Annotated in this window: 13 protein-coding genes and 2 pseudogenes; 8 read left to right on the top strand and 7 right to left on the bottom strand. The window is 53.6% G+C overall.

Features of this window, described 5'->3' with window-relative positions; all coding sequences use genetic code 11:
* Nucleotides 1-198: 198 nt before the first annotated feature.
* The 5 genes and pseudogenes from Poly41_RS30995 to Poly41_RS31015 form a co-directional block, all read right to left on the bottom strand.
* Nucleotides 199-3318 (bottom strand): family 43 glycosylhydrolase, encoded by a 3120-nt coding sequence (locus tag Poly41_RS30995; RefSeq protein WP_146531258.1) that lies wholly within the window; start codon nucleotides 3316-3318, stop codon nucleotides 199-201.
* Between the two features lie 134 nt (nucleotides 3319-3452).
* Nucleotides 3453-5657, bottom strand: coding sequence for a PVC-type heme-binding CxxCH protein (locus tag Poly41_RS31000; protein ID WP_231616096.1), 2205 nt, complete (start codon nucleotides 5655-5657; stop codon nucleotides 3453-3455).
* The gene (locus Poly41_RS31005; protein WP_456237829.1) at nucleotides 5596-6234 is read right to left on the bottom strand and encodes a sulfatase-like hydrolase/transferase; all 639 of its coding nucleotides are present in this window, start codon (nucleotides 6232-6234) and stop codon (nucleotides 5596-5598) included. Before Poly41_RS31005 ends, Poly41_RS31000 begins: the two co-directional genes overlap by 62 nt.
* 134 nt (nucleotides 6235-6368) lie before the next feature.
* Nucleotides 6369-7754: a Gfo/Idh/MocA family protein gene (locus Poly41_RS31010; protein WP_231616097.1), complete on the bottom strand. Its 1386-nt coding sequence runs from the start codon at nucleotides 7752-7754 to the stop codon at nucleotides 6369-6371.
* Nucleotides 7755-7875: 121 nt separating this feature from the next.
* Nucleotides 7876-8250 (bottom strand): annotated as a pseudogene (locus Poly41_RS31015) (xylose isomerase); the annotation flags it as partial.
* 27 nt (nucleotides 8251-8277) lie between these two features.
* On the opposite strand from Poly41_RS31015, the gene Poly41_RS31020 reads away from it, so the two are divergent.
* Nucleotides 8278-8853 carry a substrate-binding domain-containing protein gene (locus tag Poly41_RS31020; protein ID WP_231616098.1) on the top strand — a complete coding sequence of 192 codons (576 nt, stop codon included), beginning with the start codon at nucleotides 8278-8280 and terminating at the stop codon, nucleotides 8851-8853.
* A 217-nt stretch (nucleotides 8854-9070) separates the two neighbouring features.
* Here Poly41_RS31020 and Poly41_RS31025 read toward each other — a convergent pair.
* A pseudogene (locus tag Poly41_RS31025) lies at nucleotides 9071-9424 on the bottom strand (sulfatase-like hydrolase/transferase); the annotation flags it as partial.
* 87 nt (nucleotides 9425-9511) lie between these two features.
* On the opposite strand from Poly41_RS31025, the gene Poly41_RS35485 reads away from it, so the two are divergent.
* The 4 genes from Poly41_RS35485 to Poly41_RS31040 all read left to right on the top strand — a co-directional run bounded on the left by Poly41_RS35485 (nucleotide 9512) and on the right by Poly41_RS31040 (nucleotide 14049).
* The gene (locus Poly41_RS35485; RefSeq protein WP_261344929.1) at nucleotides 9512-9643 is read left to right on the top strand and encodes a hypothetical protein; all 132 of its coding nucleotides are present in this window, start codon (nucleotides 9512-9514) and stop codon (nucleotides 9641-9643) included.
* A gap of 126 nt (nucleotides 9644-9769) precedes the next feature.
* A complete protein-coding gene (locus Poly41_RS31030) occupies nucleotides 9770-11152 on the top strand; it encodes a sulfatase-like hydrolase/transferase (protein WP_197231885.1) in 1383 nt (460 codons plus the stop codon).
* A gap of 234 nt (nucleotides 11153-11386) precedes the next feature.
* On the top strand, nucleotides 11387-12103 hold the full coding sequence (locus Poly41_RS31035; protein ID WP_231616099.1) for a family 16 glycoside hydrolase: 717 nt from the start codon (nucleotides 11387-11389) through the stop codon (nucleotides 12101-12103).
* A gap of 92 nt (nucleotides 12104-12195) precedes the next feature.
* Nucleotides 12196-14049, top strand: a complete 1854-nt coding sequence (locus tag Poly41_RS31040) for an arylsulfatase (RefSeq protein WP_146531261.1) — start codon at nucleotides 12196-12198, stop codon at nucleotides 14047-14049.
* Nucleotides 14050-14155: 106 nt separating this feature from the next.
* Here the strand turns inward: Poly41_RS31040 and Poly41_RS31045 are convergent, their stop codons facing one another.
* Nucleotides 14156-16375, bottom strand: coding sequence for a hypothetical protein (locus Poly41_RS31045; protein ID WP_146531262.1), 2220 nt, complete (start codon nucleotides 16373-16375; stop codon nucleotides 14156-14158).
* Between the two features lie 62 nt (nucleotides 16376-16437).
* Here Poly41_RS31045 and Poly41_RS31050 point away from each other — a divergent pair, with 62 nt between their 5' ends.
* The 3 genes from Poly41_RS31050 (at nucleotide 16438) to Poly41_RS31060 (ending at nucleotide 22679) form a co-directional block, all read left to right on the top strand.
* The gene (locus Poly41_RS31050; RefSeq protein WP_146531263.1) at nucleotides 16438-17739 is read left to right on the top strand and encodes an IS256 family transposase; all 1302 of its coding nucleotides are present in this window, start codon (nucleotides 16438-16440) and stop codon (nucleotides 17737-17739) included.
* Nucleotides 17740-18300: 561 nt separating this feature from the next.
* Nucleotides 18301-19287, top strand: coding sequence for a DUF6807 family protein (locus Poly41_RS31055; RefSeq protein ID WP_146531264.1), 987 nt, complete (start codon nucleotides 18301-18303; stop codon nucleotides 19285-19287).
* A 422-nt stretch (nucleotides 19288-19709) separates the two neighbouring features.
* Nucleotides 19710-22679, top strand: a complete 2970-nt coding sequence (locus Poly41_RS31060) for an FAD-dependent oxidoreductase (protein ID WP_197231886.1) — start codon at nucleotides 19710-19712, stop codon at nucleotides 22677-22679.
* Nucleotides 22680-22721: the final 42 nt, after the last annotated feature.

Raw genomic sequence — 22721 nt, forward strand, 5'->3', positions numbered from 1 at the left:
ACTTGGGCCATCAGAGCTCGGATAGAAGAATGGGGAACCGGATCGTTTAAACGCAAACTCAATCAACAACCACCCCAACACAACAGTCACTTGACAGCAGCAAACATTTCATAGAAGTGGACGAGGCTACGAGTCCTTCCGGCTGGGACTCGTAGCCTCGTCCACTACGAAGTTCGACACCGATCTTTCGCTCGTTCATTACTTGGGCCGCAGACGGTCCGCCGACACGATCTGCGAGCGACGAAGCAGTTCGTCGTGGATGCGTTGCGACTCATCGCGAAACTTCTTTTCGTTTGCCGCCTCGATTTCCGCTGTGTTGACGCCGTCGGGTCGAAGGTCGTTGAGGCCGACTCCGTGGGTTCCCAGCAGGGCCCAGTACGTGGCCGAGTCGGAGTGGTCGACGCCGTTGTGCACGAACTTCCCATCGACAAAGATCTCGCCCAGTCGGCTCTTACGGAATTGGTCAAAATAATCTCGACCCTTGGGGCCTCCGCTGACGATGCCGTGTTGGCCGATTGCGCCACATTCGTGGAAGATGATCTTACCCTCCGCGGCGACTTGCTTCATGTAGCGACAAGCGGCGGCGTCTTCACGGCAATTGGCGACATTTTCGGGATGCTCTTTCGAGCCTTGATGAAGAGGCGAATTGGTCCAGTGGGCAATGAAACGTACCCGCTTGAGAATGTCGTCTTTGCCGGTCGCCAAACAATAATTGACTAGAATCGCTGGCTCGGTCAGCGAGCCCCAACAAACCACGTTGAGCGGTTCGTCATCCCGCAGCATTTCTGCAGTCGCAAGCAGCCCCGCGATCGTGTCGTAATCGTCGAGCGAAGTGTAGGTGCGATTTGGCTTGAACTTTTCGGCCGTCTCTTTGATGCAAGATTGCTGGAAGGAAATCGTCTCCGGGTATCCCCCAATCGCTTCGTTCAGCGACGCGACGTCGGCACGGTAGGCATCACCGAAAAAATCGTCGGCCCATTGGGCTTGATCGGGTGACGTGCTGTGTTGGCTTCGATGCGTGCTGGCGACGACGATCCCCAGCGTGTCGAACTCGTTGGCCATCAACAGGTAACCCGCCATTGCGGAAATGTCGTCGGGATCGTTCACGCTGCCTTCGCGTTCGTTGCCATTCAGGCGTTTGTCGCTCATGTCGGTGATGATCCAAACCTTGGGTCGGTTCAACGTCCCAAGGTCATTCAATTCTTCATTCACCTCGATCTTGCCGCCTTCTTCGCTAACGATCAGTTCTCCCAATCGCTCGACGCCGTCAATCTTGACATGCGATTTATCTTCGGCACGGAAACGCACTCGGTTCACGGAGATGTTGGTCGCTTCCAATGATGCATTGCCTTTCACGTTGGCTTCGCCGATTTCGTTTTCGGGTTGCCAAGTCATTGGACGTCCGAAATGAACTTGGTTGGCGATCAGCTTGGCGTCGTTTGACAATTCCAATGTGGTGCAGCCAAACGTCATGTCTTGCGGTTTGTCGATACCCTCGACTCGGACAGTTCCAGCTCCCTGCATCCATTCACAAATGTGTGTGCGACCCTTGATCGTCGCATCGGTTTCGTCGCCGGAAAAGTACATCGCATACATGGAGATGCCGGCCGGATCGTCACCGGATCGTTTCAACGTCAAGTTGCCGATCGACAGCGGCTCGGCCAAATCATTGGTCAGCGTCGTTTCGCCTTTCAAGTTGTGAACGAACAGCGACACGATCATGTCTTTGGACGCGGCGAGCGTGACTTCCGCGGGAGGCTGCCAACTACCGATGCGTCGCAAAAAAAGGAACCAGCGTTCAACTCGCGTGTTGGTCATCTTTAAACGCCAATTCACGCCCGGCAACAAATTATCGCGGTCATAGGTCGCCGTGATGGAATCGCCCGGCAACAGCTCGAGCTTCGTCTTACCGCCTTGGTTGCAGTAAACGCCCAGACCGATTGGAAAGTCCGAGTCGACCAGTTCGACGTCGGCTTCGCCCGAAAGGATGATCGCATCGGGACGCGGACCGGCTTTCAATCGCTTGCCTCGAAGGACGCCTTTGCCCGTCTCCCAATGAAAACTGATGCCGTAGGAATAGGAGACGGTTGTGTCGGTGGCTTCCCAGAGTCCGTCGAAGAGATGGAAAACGGTGTGGATCGCGGTGCCATCTTCGTTGACAAAACCACCGACTCCGCAGTTCTTCGTGACCAGCGTGCCGCCCCGCCATTCGACGCTGTGCTGCCGCGAGTAGTCGCCGGTGATTTCCAGCGTGCAGTTTTCCAGCGTCAGCTTGGCGTCCTTCGGAAGAATCAACGTGCCGTCAAGCCGAATGCGTTTGTCGCGGATGGTCTCGTTTCCGTTGACCACCCAATCTCCGCTTCGCTGCTCAATCGAATCCGCCACCGAATCGGCAACGGGCTGCGTTGTGGTGGCGAAGCTCACGCCCGTCTCGGTCGGCTCAACCATCTGGATCGTGCCGTCATCGTTGAAGTTCAGGTACTCAGCGCGAAGTCGTCGTTGATGATCGGGATCGTTCTTTACCCACTCGTGATAGAAGATCACCCATCGGCCTTGGTACTTCACGATCGAGTGGTGATTGTTCCCGCCGTAGGGTTTCATGAACTCGCCACGAAACTCGAACGGCCCGGTGGGTGATTTTCCGGTGTAGTAGATCAAGTTGTTCCAACCACGCGCGATCGTGAAGTAGTACAGATCATCGCGTTTGAAAACGTAGGCGGCCTCAAACTTTTCGGGGCGATATTCAAGGTTCAGATTGGTCGGGCCGGACTTCAGCGATTTCATGTCGTCGCCGAGTTCGTAAACGGTGTCTTGCAAGTACAACCAAACTCGCCCGTCGTCGTCCGCGAACACGGCTGGGTCATGGCCACGGCAAAGTCTTTCCGGGGTCAATTCGCGAAACGGCCCTTCGGGTTGATCCGCCACTGCGACACCGACGCCACCTTTACCGCCACCGCCGTTGTTGAAGTAGTAATAGAAGTAGTATTTTCCATTTCGCTTGATGACATCGGGTGCCCACGCTTTGTTGACACCCCACTGAGAATCTTCGTTGGAAAAGATGACGCCGTGATCGGTCCAATCGGTCAAGTTGTCGCTGGAGTAGCACGACCAGCCGAATTGCTTCTCCCAATCACGATTGTCGGTCGTCGGGAACAAGAACAATCGGCCATCATCGGCCACAACCACCGACGGATCAGCACCATAGAAGTCGTGCCCGTCGACTTTCAAGGGATTGTTGCCTTGTTGCGGCGTCGGCTCTTTTGCGGACGTGTTGATGCAAGTGAAGAAGAACAACAGGGCGATGGCGATGGGTTTCATGGGATTTCGCAAGGAAGAATGGGCAAAAAATTTTGGCTGGTAAAAAAATGTTCTGGGGAAGGATTCGCTTCACAGATCACGAGCAACCATTTTTCTGCCCACCAATCTTTTTGCCCCCATCTCGATGATCTCGTTCACTTGGCGGCCCCCACAGCGATGCTTCGCAGCGCCGCTTGTTTCTGCGGTGAGGGCGTTTGAAAGTCGAACGCGCGTAAGTAACGAGTGACTTGATCCGCTTCGACCGATGACGTTCTGATCAGGATCTTGGACAGTAAGTCGGGTGTCGCTGAACCACGGCTACGCCACACGATGTCACGACCGGATCGTGAATCCCAATCGTCGCCCACGTCCGATAGCCATTGATCCAAACACGCATCCCAATTGCCCGATGCGGCGATCCCCAACGCCTCCAAGTACCAGCGGTCTTCGCCGTCATGCTGCCCGGCTAATCGCGACCAGACCTTTGCAGCCGCCTCGGACTTCTCGCCGTGCAACAGCAACGCCGCTTCGCGTCGAACTTGCGGTGAAGAATCCTCGACAAACCGCGCGGCCACTTCCACGACGTTCACGCCAGATTGACTCGCGATGCGCAGTGTGACACAACGAACGCGTGGGTCGGAATCTTCTCCCGCCAACTCGATCGCTCGACCGGAAGACAACGCGGCCAACGCCCACAACGCTCGGGCTCGGTAGCGCGGGCGCTTTGATTCAGCGATGAACTGTTCCAGTGACGATGCGGCTGATTGTCCGATTGTCTTTAAACGTTGCAACGCCAGAAATCGCGTCGAGACGTTCGGGCTTTGCAATGCACGGATAGCACCCTGAACCGTTGAAAGCTCCGCCGCCACGAACTGGTACGTTTCGGCATGACCGGCGGGGGCGACCCGAAAGATCCGTCCACGCTCGGTATCGCCCATGCGATGGCCGCCCACGCCGGGGTCGTACCAATCGGCCACCATCAACGAACCGTCCGGCGCGGCGCAAACATCGACGGGTCGAAACCATCGGTCTCGGCTGCCCGTCATCACAGGCTGTGTCGTGCCCGCGTACCCCGCACCGTCGTTTTGCAGCATGTAGGCGCGAACCGAATTGGGACCGGGATCGCAATGAAGCAGTTGACCGTGATAACGCTTCGGCAGCAATTCGCCTTCGTACGTCATGATCCCGGTCGGCGAACCGGCACCGGTTTGGACGACGTTGGGAATGACGCCCGGATCGTTCAAGTGCCAATGCCGGAGCGAAACGTCCGAGTGCATGCCGGTTCGTGGCACCGACCATGTCGATTGATCCAGTTCGCTTCGGTAACCGTAATTGCCATACGGCATCACATAATTGATCCGCGTCGCCCGGTTTCCGTCGTCGTCATTGTCCGATTGCCACATCGTTCCAAACGAATCGACGCAGACCTCCCAGTTGTTGCGAAAATTCCACGCGAGTGTTTCAACGTTCGTGCCATCGACGTCGCAGCGAAAAACCATGCCCTGTTGATAGGGTTTACCGTGGTCACGAACTTCGCGACCCGACTGATCGACGACGATGTTTCCTGCGGCGTCTTTGAGTTGGTGCCCCTCGTTACCAAAGTTGAAATACAACTTGCCATCGGGACCGGGAACAAACGCGTGAATCCCGTGATCGTGATCGACGCCACCAATGCCGGTGAACAGCAGGTCCTTGGCGTCTGGTTTCAGGTCGCCATCTTGATCGACGAATGAAATGACGCGATCGCCCGCTGAAACAATGACGCGTTCGCCGAGCACGCAGATTCCGTGCGGCGAATTGATGTCAGTGCCTTGATAAAACACGGTCTTCTTATCTGCCTTGCCGTCGGCATTGGTATCTTCCAAAACCAAGATCCGATCGCCTTCGTCGCGAACCGGGTTGTACGGGTTTCGGAAGTGCCGGTAGTTGACGACTTCGCAAACCCAAACGCGTCCCAAGTGATCGACGTCGATATTGCTGGGGCTGTAAAGATCTGGCTCGCCCGAAAACAGCGTCGCCGTCAAACCGTCGGCCAAGTCGACGCCGTCGGTCGCGCTGCTCGGATCCCGTGGGTCGATGGTCGTCGCTGATTCGGATGCCTTGTCTCCGTAAACGTGAAAGCCCGCTTGCTCTTTGTTCTTGAGCAACATCAGGTAATCGACCAAATCGAGCAGCTCCTGCACCGACATCAACTGATGCAAGTTTTCCGGCATCAACGAAGTCGTGCTCTGGTTGAAAATCTCGACGTCGTCTCGAGCCACCTTGCGAACAACACCTTCGCTGGTCTTGAGGGTGATTTCATCTTCGTTTTGGTTCACCAGCAATCCATTGAGCACCAATCCATCGACGGTCAACAACATGTACTGCTCGTAATTGTGACTGATGCCACGGGTCGTTGGGATAGTGAAGGTGTCCGGCATAGTGGCTGACGTAACCAAAGAATTCGTCAAAGCCACGCTTGGTCGGATACGCGGGCCAATCCGCTGGCGTGCCGGTTTGTTGCTTCTCTTTCGGGCCGCCTTGCAAACCGAACTTACCGATCATGCAAGTTCGGTAACCGGCTTCGCGGAGCACCGAGCCGAGCGTGTGATTGTCTTCGAGAGCTTTGTCGAACTGGTTGTTCCGCACCACCGCGTTGCCTTGATGAACGCCGGTTAACAGCGACGAACGGCTGGGAGCACAAACCGGTGCCGGGCAGTGATGGGCTCGCATTTGCAAGCCGCCCGCGGCGAGTCGATCGAGGTGTGGGGTCTGGTGCGTTTTGTCGTGCTTGGATTCGTTCTGATAGAAGACGCCGAGATCGCCCCAGCCCAGATCGTCGGTAAAGACGAACACGATGTTGGGTTGGGACGCTTGAAGCGTTGATCCGAAACCGAGCAGCAACGTGAGGCAAACCGCAGCGGAGAAACGGGCGATGTTGGTGTGGGATCGTGTCATGGATGCGGCTGGCTCAGGGGGCGTGTTATTCTAAATTGCGGGGTCAACCAATGATGTAGCGGAACTCGTCAAGAAATTCGATTGCTGCCGACCGAAAGTCTCGACGAATTCCGCTAGCGAAATCAACTGGCGAATTACGACGGCAATTCCCAACCTTTGCGGCGTTCACGACTGAGCAGCTTGTTGCCTTCGTCGCAATTCGTGAAGCGTTCCGTTTTCGGATCCCACTTCAACTCCTCGCCAACTCTTCCGACGGCGCGGGCGATGTTCAGCAAGTAGCAGATCGTGGTGCTGCGATGTCCGATCTCGATATCTGCGTTGGCAGTTTCGCGACTTTTGACACAGTCCGCAAAATTCTGAAGGTGCGGATTGTTTTCGGAGCCCTTGTTCGGTCCTGGGTTTTCGGGGCTATCTGTCAGCTCCTTCGGGTTGGAGGCAACTTTGTTGCGGTTGATCTCGATCTTACCCTCAGTACCCTCGAACACAGCGCCGAACGAAGGCCCCTGTTCGTTTCGTAGCGAGAAATCAATCTCGGTACCATTCTCATAACGCATGACACAGCGTCCCACCGGTCCTGAAATCTTCTTAGGCTCATCCGCCAATGTCGCAGCGGGATCGTCATCGGTCGGGCGATGAAAGTCGCTCATGCCAGTATCGAAATGGTGAACGTCTTCCATCAACGTAATACTTACGGGCCCTGTCAAACTTGTGCCGAGGCCGTTTTGAATTTGATCGTAAGCGTGTGCACCCCAGCCAGTCACACCAAAGCTGCGACCGCCACCGTCGTAGTCGAGGTAGTTGATCCAGTTGTAAAACAGATTCGCATTGTACTCGTGAAATTCAGCTTGATTGGTCCAGACATCCCACCACTTCGCACCATCGGAACCTTCGGGCATCGGATGCTTGGGCATGCCACCGGGGATTGGAACCGGGCCGACGAAGTTCATGGTTTTAACGCGTTTGACCGTACCGATCTTGCCATCCTGAATCAGCTTGCAGGCCCAGTTCGTCATGGCCATGGACCGCTGTTGTGTGCCCACCTGAGTAACACGATTGTGTTTGCGAGCACACTGCACCATTTCGCGACCTTCGGCAATCGTCAACGACATCGGCTTTTCGATATAGGCATCCATACCCGCTGCCATGGCGTTGCACGCGATCCAAGCACGCTGGTGCGTGGCCGTTTCGATCATCACCGCATCGAGATTTTCCTTCTCGATCATTTCGCGAAACTCGGTGTAACGTTTCCAAGTCGCATCGGGGTTGACCGCAGCAGTGAACGTGTCCAACCGCGACGGCAGACAATCGCTGACAGCGGCGATGTTGATCGAGGGAACATTCTTCAGCGTATCACCGGCAATCCGGCGACAACGTGCCCCCAGCCCAATCAAACCGACATTGATCCGTTCACTGGGAGCGACCGCACCGTCTTTGCCCAGTGCGGTTGCAGGAATGAACATGGGCGCTGCAATCGCAGCAGCGGTTGCCTTTAGGGCGCTTCGTCGAGTCACGAGGTTCATGGGGATTTCCTTTTCGTAGTCCAGGCGGCCAGCCTGCGGGAGATTGATTGATGATTAGGTTGAATGGGTGGATTGAGTTCAATGTTGTTGCAGGCAGGCCGCCTGCACTTCGCAACGTTGACTAGGCAATGTCGATGTAGCGATTGACGATGTTTTCGAGCAATTCCTGACGACCACTCGTGTTGGCACTCGCCTCGCCTTTGTCGAGCATCAGGGTTTCCAACTCGGTAAACGAGGCCTTGCCCGACTCGATCTTCTTTCCGAGGTCGCTGTCCCAACTGCGGTACCGGTCGTCAACGATCTTGTTCAACGCCCCGTCTCCCATGATCTTCGCGGCAATTTTCAAACCACGAGCAAAAGCGTCCATGCTGCCGATGTGGGCGTAAAACAGATCGACCGGCTCGAAACTCTCGCGTCGTACCTTGGCGTCAAAATTAACGCCGCCTGAACCAAGGCCGTACTTCAACAGTACAAGCATGGTTTGTGTCGTCAGGTATCGGAGCTACCTCGTCCGGTTGCCATTATGGGCTGCTACGATTTCAAAGCACAACAGGTGCTGGACGCTTGTCGTCAACTTAACATCGCCGTACCAACTGAAGTCGCTGTGCTGGGGGTCGACAACGATCGCCTGATCTGCGAACTGTCGGAGCCCACGCTCTCGAGCGTGATTCCAGACACAAAGCGTACCGGTTATGAAGCGGCTGATTTGCTCAACCGTATGATGTCAGGCGAACACGTTGGCACCGAGACTCGCCTGATCACGCAGCCATTGGGGATTCAAGTACGTGAATCTACCAACACTCTAGCCATTGACGACGAGGAAGTTGCCAAAGCGCTCCACTATATCCGACGACATGCAACATCCAACATTCGGGTGTCGGACATTCTGCGACAGGTGACGCTCTCGCGTCGTGCTCTCGAGCATCGATTCAAGAAGTTGCTTGGGCACACACCACACGAAGAAATTCAACGAGTCCGTATGAATCGAATCAAGGAACTATTGTCGGAAACCGAATTAAGCGTCCATGAAATCGCTAATCGAGCCGGCTTCGAGTACGACGAGTACATGGCTGCTGCTTTTCGGCGAGAAACGGAATAACGCCGACCGAGTATCGAACGAGAATGCAGCCGAAAAGGTGACACTACAGTCTTGCTTCTATGGCATCGTGCGTTTAAGACTGGGGCCATTGTCGGGCGGAATGGACTGTTGCCAATTCAACTGCGCCTCACAAAGCTGGCTCCTATACCCACGTACTTTAGAACTTCTGTGCTTCATCGGGACCCGGGTTCGCATACGCAGTATCTTTAGCGCGAATGAGCATCTCAGCCATTGTGGCGCAGTCATCTCGCAATCGCCCCAAATAACCAGGGCATTTGTTTTCATCAGGTTTGTTCGTCGTGAAGTCGCCGATGCCTGCCTGCGTCGGATAAAGTCCCGTCATCAACGACGCACGCGTCGGGCAGCAGCGAGCTGAGTTATACATTTGCGTAAACCTTGCACCACCTTTCGCAAGAGCATCGATATGCGGCGTGGGGATCTCGCCGCCGTAACAACCGAGGTCGGAATATCCCAGGTCATCGGCCAGAACAACGATGATATTTGGACGATCCGCTGCGAAGGTACAAGCCTGAACGGCAGCCGCAGATGAGCTGACAAAAACGGACAGCATCAGGAACAAGGTGGTCAAAGTTGATTTCATCATTTGCGAATTGTGCTTCATAGGAATTTACTTAACGCTTTATCTTATCTAATCTTCATGTATCGCTTCGAAAAGCGATCGCTCATCAATGATCGGTATCTGCGCGATGGCGAAAGAGAGACCGATTGTAATCAAGTGAAGCCAAGCCAAACACTTGATCTGATCATTGAAGTGTCGATTTTGGCTTAATCGACTGCGTCTGGCGGGGACGAGGAAAGCCACAAGGCATCACCCCTACAGACTTTACACCCCATGGTATACTGGAAAGACCTCTTCTCCGATTTGCCTTCCGCCAAACCCGCCTGGAACCTCCTCATGATGCGATATCGATTCCCATCACACTTGAAGCTTTGCTTCATACTTTTCTCGCTGGCATCAGCGAGCCTCTTGGCTGCAGAGAAGCCCAACGAGAAGCCCAATATCATCGTCATCGTTTCCGACGATACCGGGTATAACGAGTTCTCGATGAACGGCAGCAATCCACTATTTCCCACACCGCGTATCGATTCGATCGCATCTAATGGAGTTCGCTTTACCAACGGCTATGTTAGCGGTACTGTTTGTAGCCCGACCCGCGCAGGCCTTTTGACTGGTCGATATCAGAATCGCTTCGGACATGAATACAATGTCCCTCCCGTCTACAGCGAAGACAATGGACTCTCCTTAAAAGAGACCACCATCGCCGATGTGTTGAAGTCCGCTGACTATCGAACCATTGCGCTAGGTAAGTGGCATCTTGGCTACGCACCCAAGTTTCACCCGATGGAGCGAGGCTTCACCGACTACTACGGATTTCTGCAAGGCGCACGAAGCTACTTACCGCTGAAGAAGCCGTCGGTTTTGAATCGATTGCTCCGAGATCGGGAACCCGTCGCCGAGAAATTCGATTACATGACTGATGAATTGGGGCGTGCCGCGGCCGATTACATCGCGAAGTCTAAAGACAAACCATTCTTTATCTACTTGGCCTACAATGCCACCCACGGCCCCAACGAAGCAACCGAGTCCGACTTGGTAACCGTCAAGGGAGGTGGTGGAAATGAAAAACACCGAGCAATGACTTTGGCCTTGGATCGCTCCGTGGGAATCGTGCTGGACGAACTGCAAAAGCAATCGCTGACAGACAACACGCTTATCTTCTTCGTCAACGACAATGGTGGAGTCGCAGGGCACGACAACACTCCGCTGCGCGGTTTCAAAGGCAGCACATGGGAAGGTGGGACACGAGTACCGTTTGCGATTCAGTGGCCAGCCGTATTGCCAAAGGGCAAAGTACTCGACGCTCCGGTGATCTCGCTCGACATTTTTCCAACCGCGATGGCTGCTGCAGGTGTGACTACGTCGCCCCCGCAACCCTTGGATGGCGTAAATCTTTTGCCCTACATGCTGGATCCAACGAAAGACCGTCCTCATCAGACGCTGTACTGGAAGAATGGCAACAAGTGGGCGGTTCGCGACGGCGACCTGAAGGCGGTTTCTGGAAATTCAGAACCAACCGCAGTAAAAGTGAAGAATGTAAAAAACGGCAATCCTTCAAACGAAGTATTGCTCTTCGATCTCTCCAAGGACATTAGCGAATCCAATAACTTAGCTGCCTCACGCCCGGAAGATGTCGACCGATTAAAGAATCTTTACACTGAGTGGAAGAAGGATTTTCCTACACCAACTTGGGGCGGAGAGACTAAAAAAGAGGAGTAAGAATCTGTCTCCCACGTGGAGCTTCTGGGAGACCTTGCGGAACTGTGCCTACTTTCGCGGATCTCGTCGAGCTGATTCCCACGAGGGTCTAGATGGTGACTCGATTCTACCGAAGTTGTTGGCTGATCGCGATGCGCTGAGAGCTCATTGAAAAGCACATCTCGAATACCGCAAACTTACGATTCAAACCGAAAAATCTGAAAAGCAATTAACATCCCAAACTATAGTAACACCATGAAATCAAGCCTGACATTTGCGATCCTTGCCTTATTCTCGATCAGCGAACTTGTCGCTGACGACAAAGGCAAACTTATTTTTGAAGACTCCTTTCAACGAACGGAATCGCAAGAGAAAACCGACGAGCCGGGTAACGGTTGGGGGACAAACAGCAAGAGCCGAGCCCAGGGACACAAGCAAGTCGATCTCCGTGATGGTGCCATGTATATCTTCACTCATGAAGAGGCAGATCACGCAGCGTCGGTTACGCACCCCACCGAATTCAATAATGGGTCTGTGAAGCTGCGATTCATGCTCGAGGATGAACGTGATAAGCTTGGGCTGAATTTCGCCGACTTACAATGCAAAGAGGTGCATGCAGGGCATCTCTTTATGACTCAGATCAGCGTTAAAGAAGTGCTGCTGCAGGACCTGAAGACAGGTAACATGCGGCTTGACATTCGGGAAGCTCGACAAGCCAAGAAGCCGTTGTCCGCCGAGCAATCGTCGGCCTTGGAAGGCAAGAGCAAGAAGGTTTCACATAGCCTACAAGTCGGCAAGTGGTACGAAGTTGAAGTGACAATCAAAGGCGATCAACTTTCCGTGGCGATTGATGGCAAGACCATCGGCACTCTCTCGTCACCTGGAATCGCTCATCCAACGAAAAGCATGTTAAGGCTAGCCGTGCCACGCAACGCTGTCGTTGATGATGTGAAAATCTGGCGCAACCAATAAGCCTTTGGATATCGCCTTCGATCCTTCATCCCAAATGGTAGTGGAGGCTCAGGGAGCCCAACGAACAACAACCAACAAAAGGGTGCAAATAGATGAGGATATCGCGAACTTTAACGTTACTGTTCTTCTTCCAACTTGCGATCGTTGTGCACGCTGCGCCACCGAACATCGTGTTTGTGATCACCGATGATCAGGGTTACGGTGACGTTGGCTATACAGGCAATCCGATTATCAAGACGCCGAACATTGATCGTCTTGCCGGTGAGTCGTCGCAGCTTACCGACTACCATGTCGCGCCCACCTGTTCGCCAACGCGTGCGGCCTTGCTAACAGGTCACTGGACCGACCGCACCGGAGTTTGGCACACGGTTAATGGCCGATCGATGTTGCGCGAAAACGAAGTGACTCTCGGTCAAATGCTCAAAGATGCTGGCTACGCAACGGGTATGTTTGGCAAGTGGCATCTTGGCGACAACTTTCCTTATCGACCCGAAGACCGTGGATTCACCGAAGTCTATCGACATGGCGGCGGTGGGGTAGGGCAGACGCCAGACTTGTGGGACAACGCCTACTTCGATGGAAGCTACTTTCATAACGGCAAAGTTGTACCAGCCAAGGGGTTTTGTACTGACGTGTTCTTTGCAGAGGCGCAGCGTTTCATTCGGGAGTCTGCAGCCAAGAAGCAGCCATTCCTTGCTTACATCGCACTCAACGCACCCCACGGTCCATTGCATACGCCGCAAAAGTATCTCAACCTCTATTCAGACCAGCCTCCAGCCATTGCTGCGTTCTTCGGAATGATCAGCAATATTGATGACAATGTAGGCGCGACGCGAGCATTGCTGCGTGAGCTTGGTATCGAACGCGACACTCTGTTCATCTTCACCACGGATAACGGCACTGCAACTGGCGCCAAGATTTTCAACGCCGGAATGCGAGGAGCCAAGGGAAGCGAATACGAGGGCGGACATCGTGTGTCATTTATCGCACACTGGCCCGCCGCTGGCTGGGACAAGGAACGAGTCAGCGACACGCTTTGTCACGCCGTAGATGTCGTTCCCACGCTTCTCGAAGTCACCGGTGCAAAGCAACCTTCCAATGTGAAGTTTGACGGCAGGTCGATTCGAAGTTTATTAGATCCTACGAAGACTGCGGAAGCCTGGCCGCACGACCGGATGCTCATCACCGATTCTCAGCGAGTGCGTGATCCGATCAAGTGGAAACAAACTGCCGTCATGTCCAATAAGTGGCGGTTGGTTAACGGAACTGAGCTTTACGATATCAAGGCCGATCCCAGCCAGGAGCACAACGTAATCGCCGAACACCCGGCACAAGCCGATCAGATGCGATCCTTCTACGACTCGTGGTGGGCAGAACTTGAGCCAACGTTTTCTCAGACCACTGAGATTCATATCGGGGCCGCCGATCACCCGATTGTGAGCTTGACGGGACACGATTGGATTCAAGAGGCGCTGCCTCCTTGGAATCAACAACACATTCGAGAAGCCGATGGTTATGGCGTTAAAAAGACGAGTCAGAAAAACACTCCAAAGACTAATACGGAGAATTTGAAACCTGTTGAAAAGTCTGTCCATCAAGGCCACTGGGCGGTGAAAGTTGTCACTGCGGGCAAGTACCAATTCAGTCTCCGTCGCTGGCCCCTGGAAGCTGATATGCCGATCGCCAGTTCACTCGCTCCAGGCGAGGACGTTCCCGGCGCAACCCAAGCCTTCCGAGCTCGACCCGGAATCGCGATTCCAGCGACCAACGCCACGCTACGGATCGATGGCAAAGACCTTGAGAGCAAGCCTATCCAGCCAGGTGACAAAGAAGTCACCTTCACTGCTCAACTTACCGTTGGCTCACATCAACTCGCGCCGCTATTCAAGGACGAAGCCGGTAACGAAATTGGAGCCTACTACGCCATCATCACTAGGCTCCCATGAAGTTTGCTCTTTGACCTAACGACCGTTTCCTATTGCCCTAATTTAATGAGCTGTTCTTCGGGGATGAGACTTACTTGTGTTCTGTTTTGCATTCCTCTTCGCGAGGTCATTCCTTTGTCTGCCAATCAGGCTCCTGGATACCGCCGAGGTCGTAATACTGCTGTAGAACAACTTCATCGTAGGCATGCCAGTCGGGGAAGGATCGGTTTCGCTGCAAGTCCACGCCGATGTAGAGTGCATCCATGATGTCTGTGTATCGGCGCCAGGCACAGTATGCTTTGCCCATCGACTGCTTCGCCTTCTCTTTCTCGCCCTGCAGGTCGTAGATCACCGCGCGAAACTTTTCGGCATTGAACTGTCCCATGTATGCTTGCGCGGTCAAATCTCTCAGAGTGAGTTGCAACTCGACATTCTCACCGGGCTTCAGAGTTGCCAGTATCTCCAAGGCCTTCGCCGATAGCGTATCGATCTTTTCAATGTTATCCCAAGCAGACACTTTTTGGCCGGCTTTGCCATCGGCTGTCTCCCGCAAAGACGCGAGCTTGGAGCCTGCAAAAGGAGTCGCTTCTTTCGTGTCATCCACGGAGAAGTGGCGTCCAGCCTTTCCTTGCCACATGTCACCCGTCCAGAGCTCAGGCCAGAAATCGGCATCGAACTGCCATTTGCCAGTGACCTGTTCGTTAGCGAGCCGGATCGCACCTGACGCACAGCTCCAAGCTTCGAAAAGTTTATCGGACGGCACCTCGGGAAACCTACTAGCAAGATGTTGCTTGAAATAGTCGTCGGAGATCGATGGATTGTAGGAGATCCGTCCCCACAGCTTCTGCATGTACCAAGTGCGCTGGACGCTCAGCGCATCCCGCTCCGTGTAGTAAGGGTTCTTGCTAGCGAACTCCTTGCCAAACACCCAGCCATCCGCGCCGATGTAAAAGCCCGTTACATACTTGTCGATCGAAGGAAAGCCACTGATATAGTCGCGAACAAACTGCGGCTCCGCCCAGTGCAGGAAATAGAAATCGTCGTTCCGCACGGTCAACCACGACTTGATGCCGAATTTGCTAAGCCCTCGCTCCATTCCCGTCCGATGCCAGCGCGCCGGAGTAACGGTGGAATGAGCGTGCGCCTCGGAATACTTACACGACAAGTCCATTCGCACGTTGGGGAGATCGTTCAACTGGGCGAAGTGCTTTAAGATGTGGTCAATATCGCCGTCGTGCTGGCGATGGATGAACACGATGTCTCGCGATGGGTTTTCCTTTGCATATTGCATGACGCCTTTGCCGAAGGAATCCCAGGCCCATTCTTCCTTTTGACTGGCATCCAGTTTCCCCATTTTTTCTCCCACCGTGATGCCAAACCCCTTGAGGTCAGGATAGGTCTGAAAGAGTTGATGCACTGCTTTCCTCAGATACACCCTGGTCTTTTCATTATCCGTCTCGTCTGTAAGGCCATGCTTTCCCTCGGCGGTCGAAAGGAAAACGCTCCAATTACAGATGTAGATATCAAAGCCACGTTCTCGGCCATACTTCATCACTTCGCGCCAATACGCAACCTTTTCATCAATCGTCAAGTCGTTCACTTTGACACGCTTGCCCGCCGCGTCAAAGCCAGTCACACCTTGGATGGCGATACCGGGATACTCGTCCTCCATATTGACCATTGAGGTAAATGGGTGGGGTGACCAAAGTGACAAAACGTTGTAGCGATGCCGCGCCATTTCATCGAACCATGTCTTCCAGAATCCCAGGTCCCAGACATCCTTGATGGCCAGCTTATGAGATGTGCCGTTGTGGCCGTAAAAATAAGTAGGGGATTCTTTGTCCAGCGGGATGTTAAACTTGATGCCACGATTCTTGAGATGCGGTGATTCCTCTTCATCGTAGGCGCGGGCGAGGTCATGGAACTGGATGTATTCCGCCAACTGCAAACCACCATACATCGCGCCGTTGGGGTCGCCTCCCAGCACCCAGTAGCTGATGTCTGGTTGGGTTGTGGTGCGGAGGGCGTAGGCTTGCGCAGCCAAAACATTAACAGGCTTGCCACCTTGGGCTGAAAGCAGGGAAGCGGCGGCTTCGTCAGTGGCGACAGCGAGGACGATCTTCTTGCCCGCACCGGCTTTTGCCACCTCTGCCAAATCGTGCGTCTCAACTCTGTGGCTTTGCTTTTCGAGAGCCGCCTTGATGTCGCTAGCAGCAAAGGCGATCTGTGGTACGCCTGGATCATAGTAAAGTCCAACGGCATCCGCCCCTAAGCAGGCGAAGGAACCCGCGAACGTAAAGAGCAACCAGGCGACAGTGGCGATTTGATTTAAGGACTTGCTTTTCATTGTTATTACTAGGCTTTGTTTCTAAAGTGTTGAGTCGTAGCGGAAAGGAAGCGTCCGAAAAATTGTTGAAAGTTGAAAGATGGTCTCCCGGAGGGCAGAATCTGCCCTTCGCAATCTTTCAATTTTCGTCGGCTGGAACCGACGGGGAGACCATCATGAATGAAGTTAGTCTTTTGCAATCGCTCGGGCAAGTTTCTGCGTCCGAAACCGGTCAAGTCTTTCGAGACTTCTTGCGTGGGCACATCCGCGAGATGATCTGTGAAGTCATGGCCGCTGAAGTCACCGAGCTTTGCGGTCCCAAGCATGCTCCGTCGGGAGGCGATCACTACCGAGCAGGGAGCAGTCCCGGTCGGGTTCTCTACGAAGGTGAGCGTGAGCAGGTCGTTCGTCCTCGTGTCCGCTTGAAGTCTGAGGATGGCAGGAGTCAAGAAGTTGAATTGGCCAGCTATCGAATCGCCAAGGATCCCGAACAGCTCCAGTCGCAAATCGTTCAGGCGATCGTCTCGGGCGTGAGTACTCGCGGTGTCGAAGAGATCAAGCCGAGTTCCCCTGGTGTCAAACGATCCAATGTGTCGCGATTGTGGCAAGAAGCCGGTAGCAAGTTCGTCGAACAACTGCGAAGCAAAGACCTAGCTTCGACGACCTGCTGTACGTTGATGCTCGATGGCATTCGGCTCAGTAGTGAGCAGACCGCCGTGGTGGCATTGGGAATCGACAGTGACGGTCACAAGCACGTGCTCGATTTCTCTCTCGGAAGCAGTGAAAACCTGGAAGTTTCGCGTGAATTGGTAGGCCGCATCGTGACTCGTGGATTCGGTTGCGAGCATCGATTGTTTGTCGTGCTTGACGGCAGTGATGCGTTACGTGGCGCGGTCAGGGAGTTCTTTGCTGATGCAGTCGTGCAGCGTTGTTTGGTGCACAAGGAACGGAACATCAAGGGCAAGCTTTCGAAATGTCACTGGGGCGAGCTGTCGCGTCTGTTCACACGTCTTCGCAGCGTCCAGGGGATCGATGCTGCCGAAGAAGTGTTCTCCGAGCTGAAGGGATTCCTCGAGCCGATCAACGCAGAGGGGTACCGGAGCTTGCATGAAGCGGGCGATGACCTATTGGCGCTGCACCGACTGAATGTTCCCAACACGCTACATCGTTCGCTGCTGAGCACCAACGCGATTGAGAATTCATTCTTGAACACGAAACGCAAGCTGGGTCGCGTGACACGTTTTCGGGCAGACACGGACCAGGCAAGTCGCTGGCTCTCGTGCGCGCTGCTGGAGGCAGAGAAAGGGTTTCGAAGGATCTCCGGCCACCACTCACTGAAGCATCTGATCGCGGCCCTGCAACGCCCCGGAGGCATCACTAAGTGATCGGCTTCGCCGCGCTCTTTCATCGCCTAGGCGATGAAAGAGCGCGGCGAGCCATTGAAATCTGAACTGTGTAATTCTAAGTTTTGACAAGCGAGACCATCAAGAGTTTCAACAAAGAACCGGACATCCCCAGCGGGGGGGGGGAATCGTCAAGATTTTCGTCAATTCGCTTCAATTCGAAATGCTTGACGCATTCCGCTACGAGTTTGAAACAAAGCCTAGCTTCCTTGGTGCAAAGGTGATCCGCGCTGTGAAGTATATCGAGCGGCGGCGGAAAGCCGCGGTTCAGCTCTTGGCATTGTACCCGCATTATCGCTTTCTTCTTCGCCATCGCAGCATTTACTGTTTGCCCGAGTCGTTAGGCGGAACCCAGCGAGGAAGTTCGTCGTCAGAATCGCCATCAATAATTGCATCGCTGGCCCCTGCGCAGCTTCAACAACTTCTAAAGTAACTTATGATCGTAGCGTTGGGATGTGACCAGAGCATACGGACGGCTTTGGTTGCTATAATCACAACCCAATTGGAATGAATCGGAAGCCGTTTGAGCATTAGGTGGAACTCATGAGAAGCATGTTTTTGATATTGTTTTTGACAACGGCATTTTGCCAAGTCCAAGCGTTTGCTCAGAAATCGTCCGAAGCGTTTCGCTTTGTCGAATCGCCAGGTGAATATGTCGATCTGAAATTCGGCGACCGAAATGTGCTTCGGTTTATCAATCGCCCCCATGACGGAAGCACCGGCGATTCGCATTACATGAGTTTTAAACCTTTCCATCAAGTCTTCGATCCGAAATCAGGGACGATTCTGTTGTCGAGCGGAGTCCACCCAAAAACTAACGAGTTCAAGTTCCCCCATCATCGCGGACTGTTTTTTGGTTTCAACCGAATCAGCTTTGGCAATGGACAAACGGCAGATATCTGGCATGGAAACAAAGGAGTATTTAGCAACTGTAACGCGATCACGAATATGACCGCAGATGAAAAGAGCGCGGCGCACACGGCAGCGATTTCTTGGCATGCAGAGGATGGGAACACATTTGCGGAAGAGATTCGCAAGGTAACGGTCTACAACATTTCCGGAGGAACTCAGCTCGATTGGTCGACAACCTTGACAACCAAGTTGGATTTGGTGCGATTGGATGGTGATCCACAACATGCTGGCTTTCATTTTCGAGCAGCCCAAGAAGTGGCTCAAACAACGGCGAAACAAACTTACTATCTTCGTCCGGATGGGAAAGGCAAAGAGGGTGAGACTCGCAATTGGGACTCTAAGAAAAAGGATGAGCGAACCATCAATTTGCCTTGGAACGCCATGAGTTTTGTGGTCCAAGGAAATCGTTATACAGCCCTGAGAATCAACCATCCGGACAATCCGAAAGAGACACGGGGGAGCGAACGAGATTATGGGAGGTTCGGAGATTATTTCGAATTCGAACTGACTCCCAGCCATCCCTTGAATCTTCGATATCGGATATGGATTCAAGAGGGAGAAATGACGAAGGAGCAATGCGAAAAGATGGCTCAGGACTTTGTTGCATCGAAATCTTAAAGCGCTAGCCTTAAAGCGTTAAAGCGGCTTCGCTGGAAAATGTAGCGGAAGTCGTCAAGACTTTCGGACCGCGCCGCCTTATTGAACGAAACTCTTGACGAGTTCCGCTACGACGAAATCGCTGGAGGATCGCATGAAGTGCAGCGATAACTGATGTAGAGAGCGTTTTCGGAAGTACAATGCAGCGATTGGAATGTCGGCTCGGGACCAATGGCCGAAACGGTGCGGTTGGCCAATATTGCCTATCGTGAGCAAACCAACTTCACATTCAGGTAATCCTGAGCGGAGTGGCGCTGGCCACCGGTATCGTCGAGCTACGTTTTCCCATGCAAGAACGGCGGCTATCGCCGTGCCGCTCATTAACCGGTAGCATAACCTCACCAACCTTCCTCCCTGTCGGCTCAACACAAAGACACTTGTCAATGAAAAGTATGTTGTTCGCGTTCCTCCTCTGCCTCACTCTACCCGTGTTTTGTGCAAACGCTCAGAGCAAGCCAGACTTGGCACCTGCAGAAGGCGATAAGTTGACGTACGACATTGTGGTGTACGGCGACTCATCGGGAGCGGCGGTGGCGGCGATCGCTGCCAAGCGCGAAGGGCGTTCGGTCATCTGGTTGAACCCCACCGGTTTCGCGGGCGGCATGAGTTCAAGTGGACTCGGTGCGACGGACTTCCTTAGCTATCGAAGTACTTTCGGCGGCATTTCCTCTGAGTTTTACGATGACGTTGCCAAAGCCTATGGAACCGACTTTGTTCGAAGCTTCGAGCCCCACGTTGGCAAGGACGTCTTTGATCAAATGATCGCGACGGCGGGCGTCAATGTGATTTACAACGAGATGCTCGACCGCACTTCAGGCAAGGGCGTGACGATGAACGGCAATCGAATCACGGCGATTACCATGCTTAGTGGCAGGACATATCACGGCAAGATGTTCATCGACGCGAGCTATGTCGGCGATCTGATGGCCGCAGCGGGAGTGACTTACACCGTGGGTCGAGAACCGGAGAGCCAATACGGTGAGGACATGGCAGGCGTGCGCCGGGGAGATACAAACCCGCGAGTCCACTATGGCCAGAAGGACAAAGATCACTTTGTGAAAGACGTTGATCCCTATGTAACACCAGGCGACTCCAGCAGCGGATTGTTGCCACATGTCCATCGCATTGAGGGACTCAAGAACGGCACGGGCGACAAGAAGATTCAAGCCTACAACTATCGAGTGTGCTTGACGACCGATCCGAAGAACCGCATTCCCATCGACAAACCTGAGGGCTATCGCGAGATCGATCATGAGTTGCTGCTGCGAAACTTCGATGCAGGTGACATGCGTCTGCCAGCGTTAATCGAACCGCTCGCAGGAGGTCTAAAGGTCGATTGGAACAACATGCATGCCGTCGGTTCCGATTATGTTGGAACGAATTGGGACTATCCCGAAGCAAGCTATGAACGCCGTCGAGAAATTGAAAAGGAACACGAAACCTATATCCGTGGCTTTCTCTGGACGATGGCGAACAACCCGCGTGTACCGGAGAGCATTCGCAAGAAGACAGCGGCATACGGTTTGCCTCGCGATGAATTCACGGACAATGGCGGCTGGCCATGGATGATCTACATTCGTGAATCGCGGCGCATGGTTGGCGACTACGTGACGACTCAGCTCGACTGTTCGGGCGTTCGGAAGGCATCGGACCCGGTGGGACTTGGTTCGTTCGGCATGGACTCGCATTGCGTGCAACACTTCGTCACAGACAACGGCAAGGTGCAGAACGAAGGGGTCATTTGGCGGACGCCACCGCGTCCCTACGGCATTTCCTACCGCTCCATTGTTCCAAGAAAGGGTGAGTGCGAAAACCTATTTTCTCCGATTTGCCTGTCGGCAACTCATGTCGCCCATGGTTCGATTCGGATGGAACCAGTCTTCATGGCCTTGAGCCAAAGCGCGGCAATCGCCGCTGGACTTGCGATCGACAAAAGCGTCAGCGTGCAGGATGTGCCCTATCATGAACTACGCGATAAGCTCGAATCGGCCAAGCAGATCGTGCGTCCTGAAACATGGAAACGGGCACCTGCTCAAAAGAAGCCTGCTGTAAAGGCGGAACCCGGAGAAGTGAAGTCCCAGGAAGTGCAGCCTCAGGAAGAATCGGCACGAAGTCCCGCGAAACAACCCAACGTAGTTCTCATCCTTGCAGATGACCTGGGCGTCGAGTGCTTGTCGGCTTACGGTGGAACTTCACATCGAACTCCCAACATCGACCGGCTTGCCAAGGAAGGAATGCGGTTCACGCGTTGCTTCAGCAATCCATTTTGTTCGCCTTCGCGAGGTTCGTTACTAACCGGCAGATACCCTTTCCGAAATGGGCTGAAAGTTGTCTTGCATAGCAAAAGCCAGGAGGACCTTTATTTGCGTCCATCCCAACCTAGTTTTGCGAGGCAACTCAAACAGCACGGTTACGCCACGCAAATCGTCGGCAAATGGCACGTTTCACTCGAGCACAAACACAACACAATCAACCAGTTTGGTTTCGATCACTACCAGACTTGGCAGATTTTTGATGACAAGGGCTCGAAAACGACGCGGTACTGGAAGCCGTATCTCTCTCGAGACGGAAAACCGCTTTCTGAAGAAATCAGCAACCGTTATGGTCCCGATGTAGACCTAGAAGTCTACCTTGACTTCATCAAGACCAGTGCAAAAAGCAACACGCCATTTCTTGCATACTATTCAACCTGCCTACCCCATTATCCGTGGGAACCGACGCCGGATAGTGACGTGCAAGACTATCGTGCGCCTGAGGTAAGGCACAAAGGCGACCCGAAATTTTTTCCTGACATGGTCGCCTATCTCGATAAGCAAATCGGTCAAATGCTACAAACTCTCGATGACCTTGGCATCGCCGAAAACACGATTGTTATTTTCCTTGCTGACAACGGAACCGACAGCGATCTGGTCAATACGTGGGGTGACGGCAAACGCATTCCTGGCGGCAAAGGGACTATGACAGACCGAGGCACTCACGTGCCACTGCTCGTGCGTTGGCCTGGTCGTATCGTCGCCGGGACTTCTTGCGAAGATCTAGTGGATCTCTCGGATTTTCTTCCCACGATCTGCGAGCTTACCGGTGCGAAGCTGCCTGAGGAATCCATTCATGGACGCTCATTCGCACCTCAACTCTTTGGAAAGTCAGGCAATCCTCGTCAGTGGATTCACCGTCAAAACGCTGACCTTCGCCAAGTCAGAAACGATGAGTACATGCTTGACAATAAAGATCAACTGCGACGAGTCGTTCCGTTGTGGGAGGAGCCTACACCAAAAGATTTGAAGAATGATTTGAGTAAAGAAGCAGCCGCTCGCGAGACGTTGCAAGCCGTTTTCGATTCATTCGGACAATGAGACTAAACGCCATACGCATTCATGCATCTGCCTACCTTCGGA

Source organism: Novipirellula artificiosorum, assembly GCF_007860135.1.
Classification (GTDB): Bacteria; Planctomycetota; Planctomycetia; order Pirellulales; family Pirellulaceae; genus Novipirellula_A; species Novipirellula_A artificiosorum.

Coding starts and splice junctions, on each gene's coding strand:
- Poly41_RS30995 (WP_146531258.1), bottom strand. CDS start 3,318: ATGAAACCCATCGCCATCGCCCTGTTGTTCTTCTTCACTTGCATCAAC.
- Poly41_RS31000 (WP_231616096.1), bottom strand. CDS start 5,657: ATGTTGTTGACCGTCGATGGATTGGTGCTCAATGGATTGCTGGTGAAC.
- Poly41_RS31005 (WP_456237829.1), bottom strand. CDS start 6,234: ATGACACGATCCCACACCAACATCGCCCGTTTCTCCGCTGCGGTTTGC.
- Poly41_RS31010 (WP_231616097.1), bottom strand. CDS start 7,754: ATGAACCTCGTGACTCGACGAAGCGCCCTAAAGGCAACCGCTGCTGCG.
- Poly41_RS31020 (WP_231616098.1), top strand. CDS start 8,278: ATGGGCTGCTACGATTTCAAAGCACAACAGGTGCTGGACGCTTGTCGT.
- Poly41_RS35485 (WP_261344929.1), top strand. CDS start 9,512: ATGTATCGCTTCGAAAAGCGATCGCTCATCAATGATCGGTATCTGCGC.
- Poly41_RS31030 (WP_197231885.1), top strand. CDS start 9,770: ATGATGCGATATCGATTCCCATCACACTTGAAGCTTTGCTTCATACTT.
- Poly41_RS31035 (WP_231616099.1), top strand. CDS start 11,387: ATGAAATCAAGCCTGACATTTGCGATCCTTGCCTTATTCTCGATCAGC.
- Poly41_RS31040 (WP_146531261.1), top strand. CDS start 12,196: ATGAGGATATCGCGAACTTTAACGTTACTGTTCTTCTTCCAACTTGCG.
- Poly41_RS31045 (WP_146531262.1), bottom strand. CDS start 16,375: ATGAAAAGCAAGTCCTTAAATCAAATCGCCACTGTCGCCTGGTTGCTC.
- Poly41_RS31055 (WP_146531264.1), top strand. CDS start 18,301: ATGAGAAGCATGTTTTTGATATTGTTTTTGACAACGGCATTTTGCCAA.
- Poly41_RS31060 (WP_197231886.1), top strand. CDS start 19,710: ATGAAAAGTATGTTGTTCGCGTTCCTCCTCTGCCTCACTCTACCCGTG.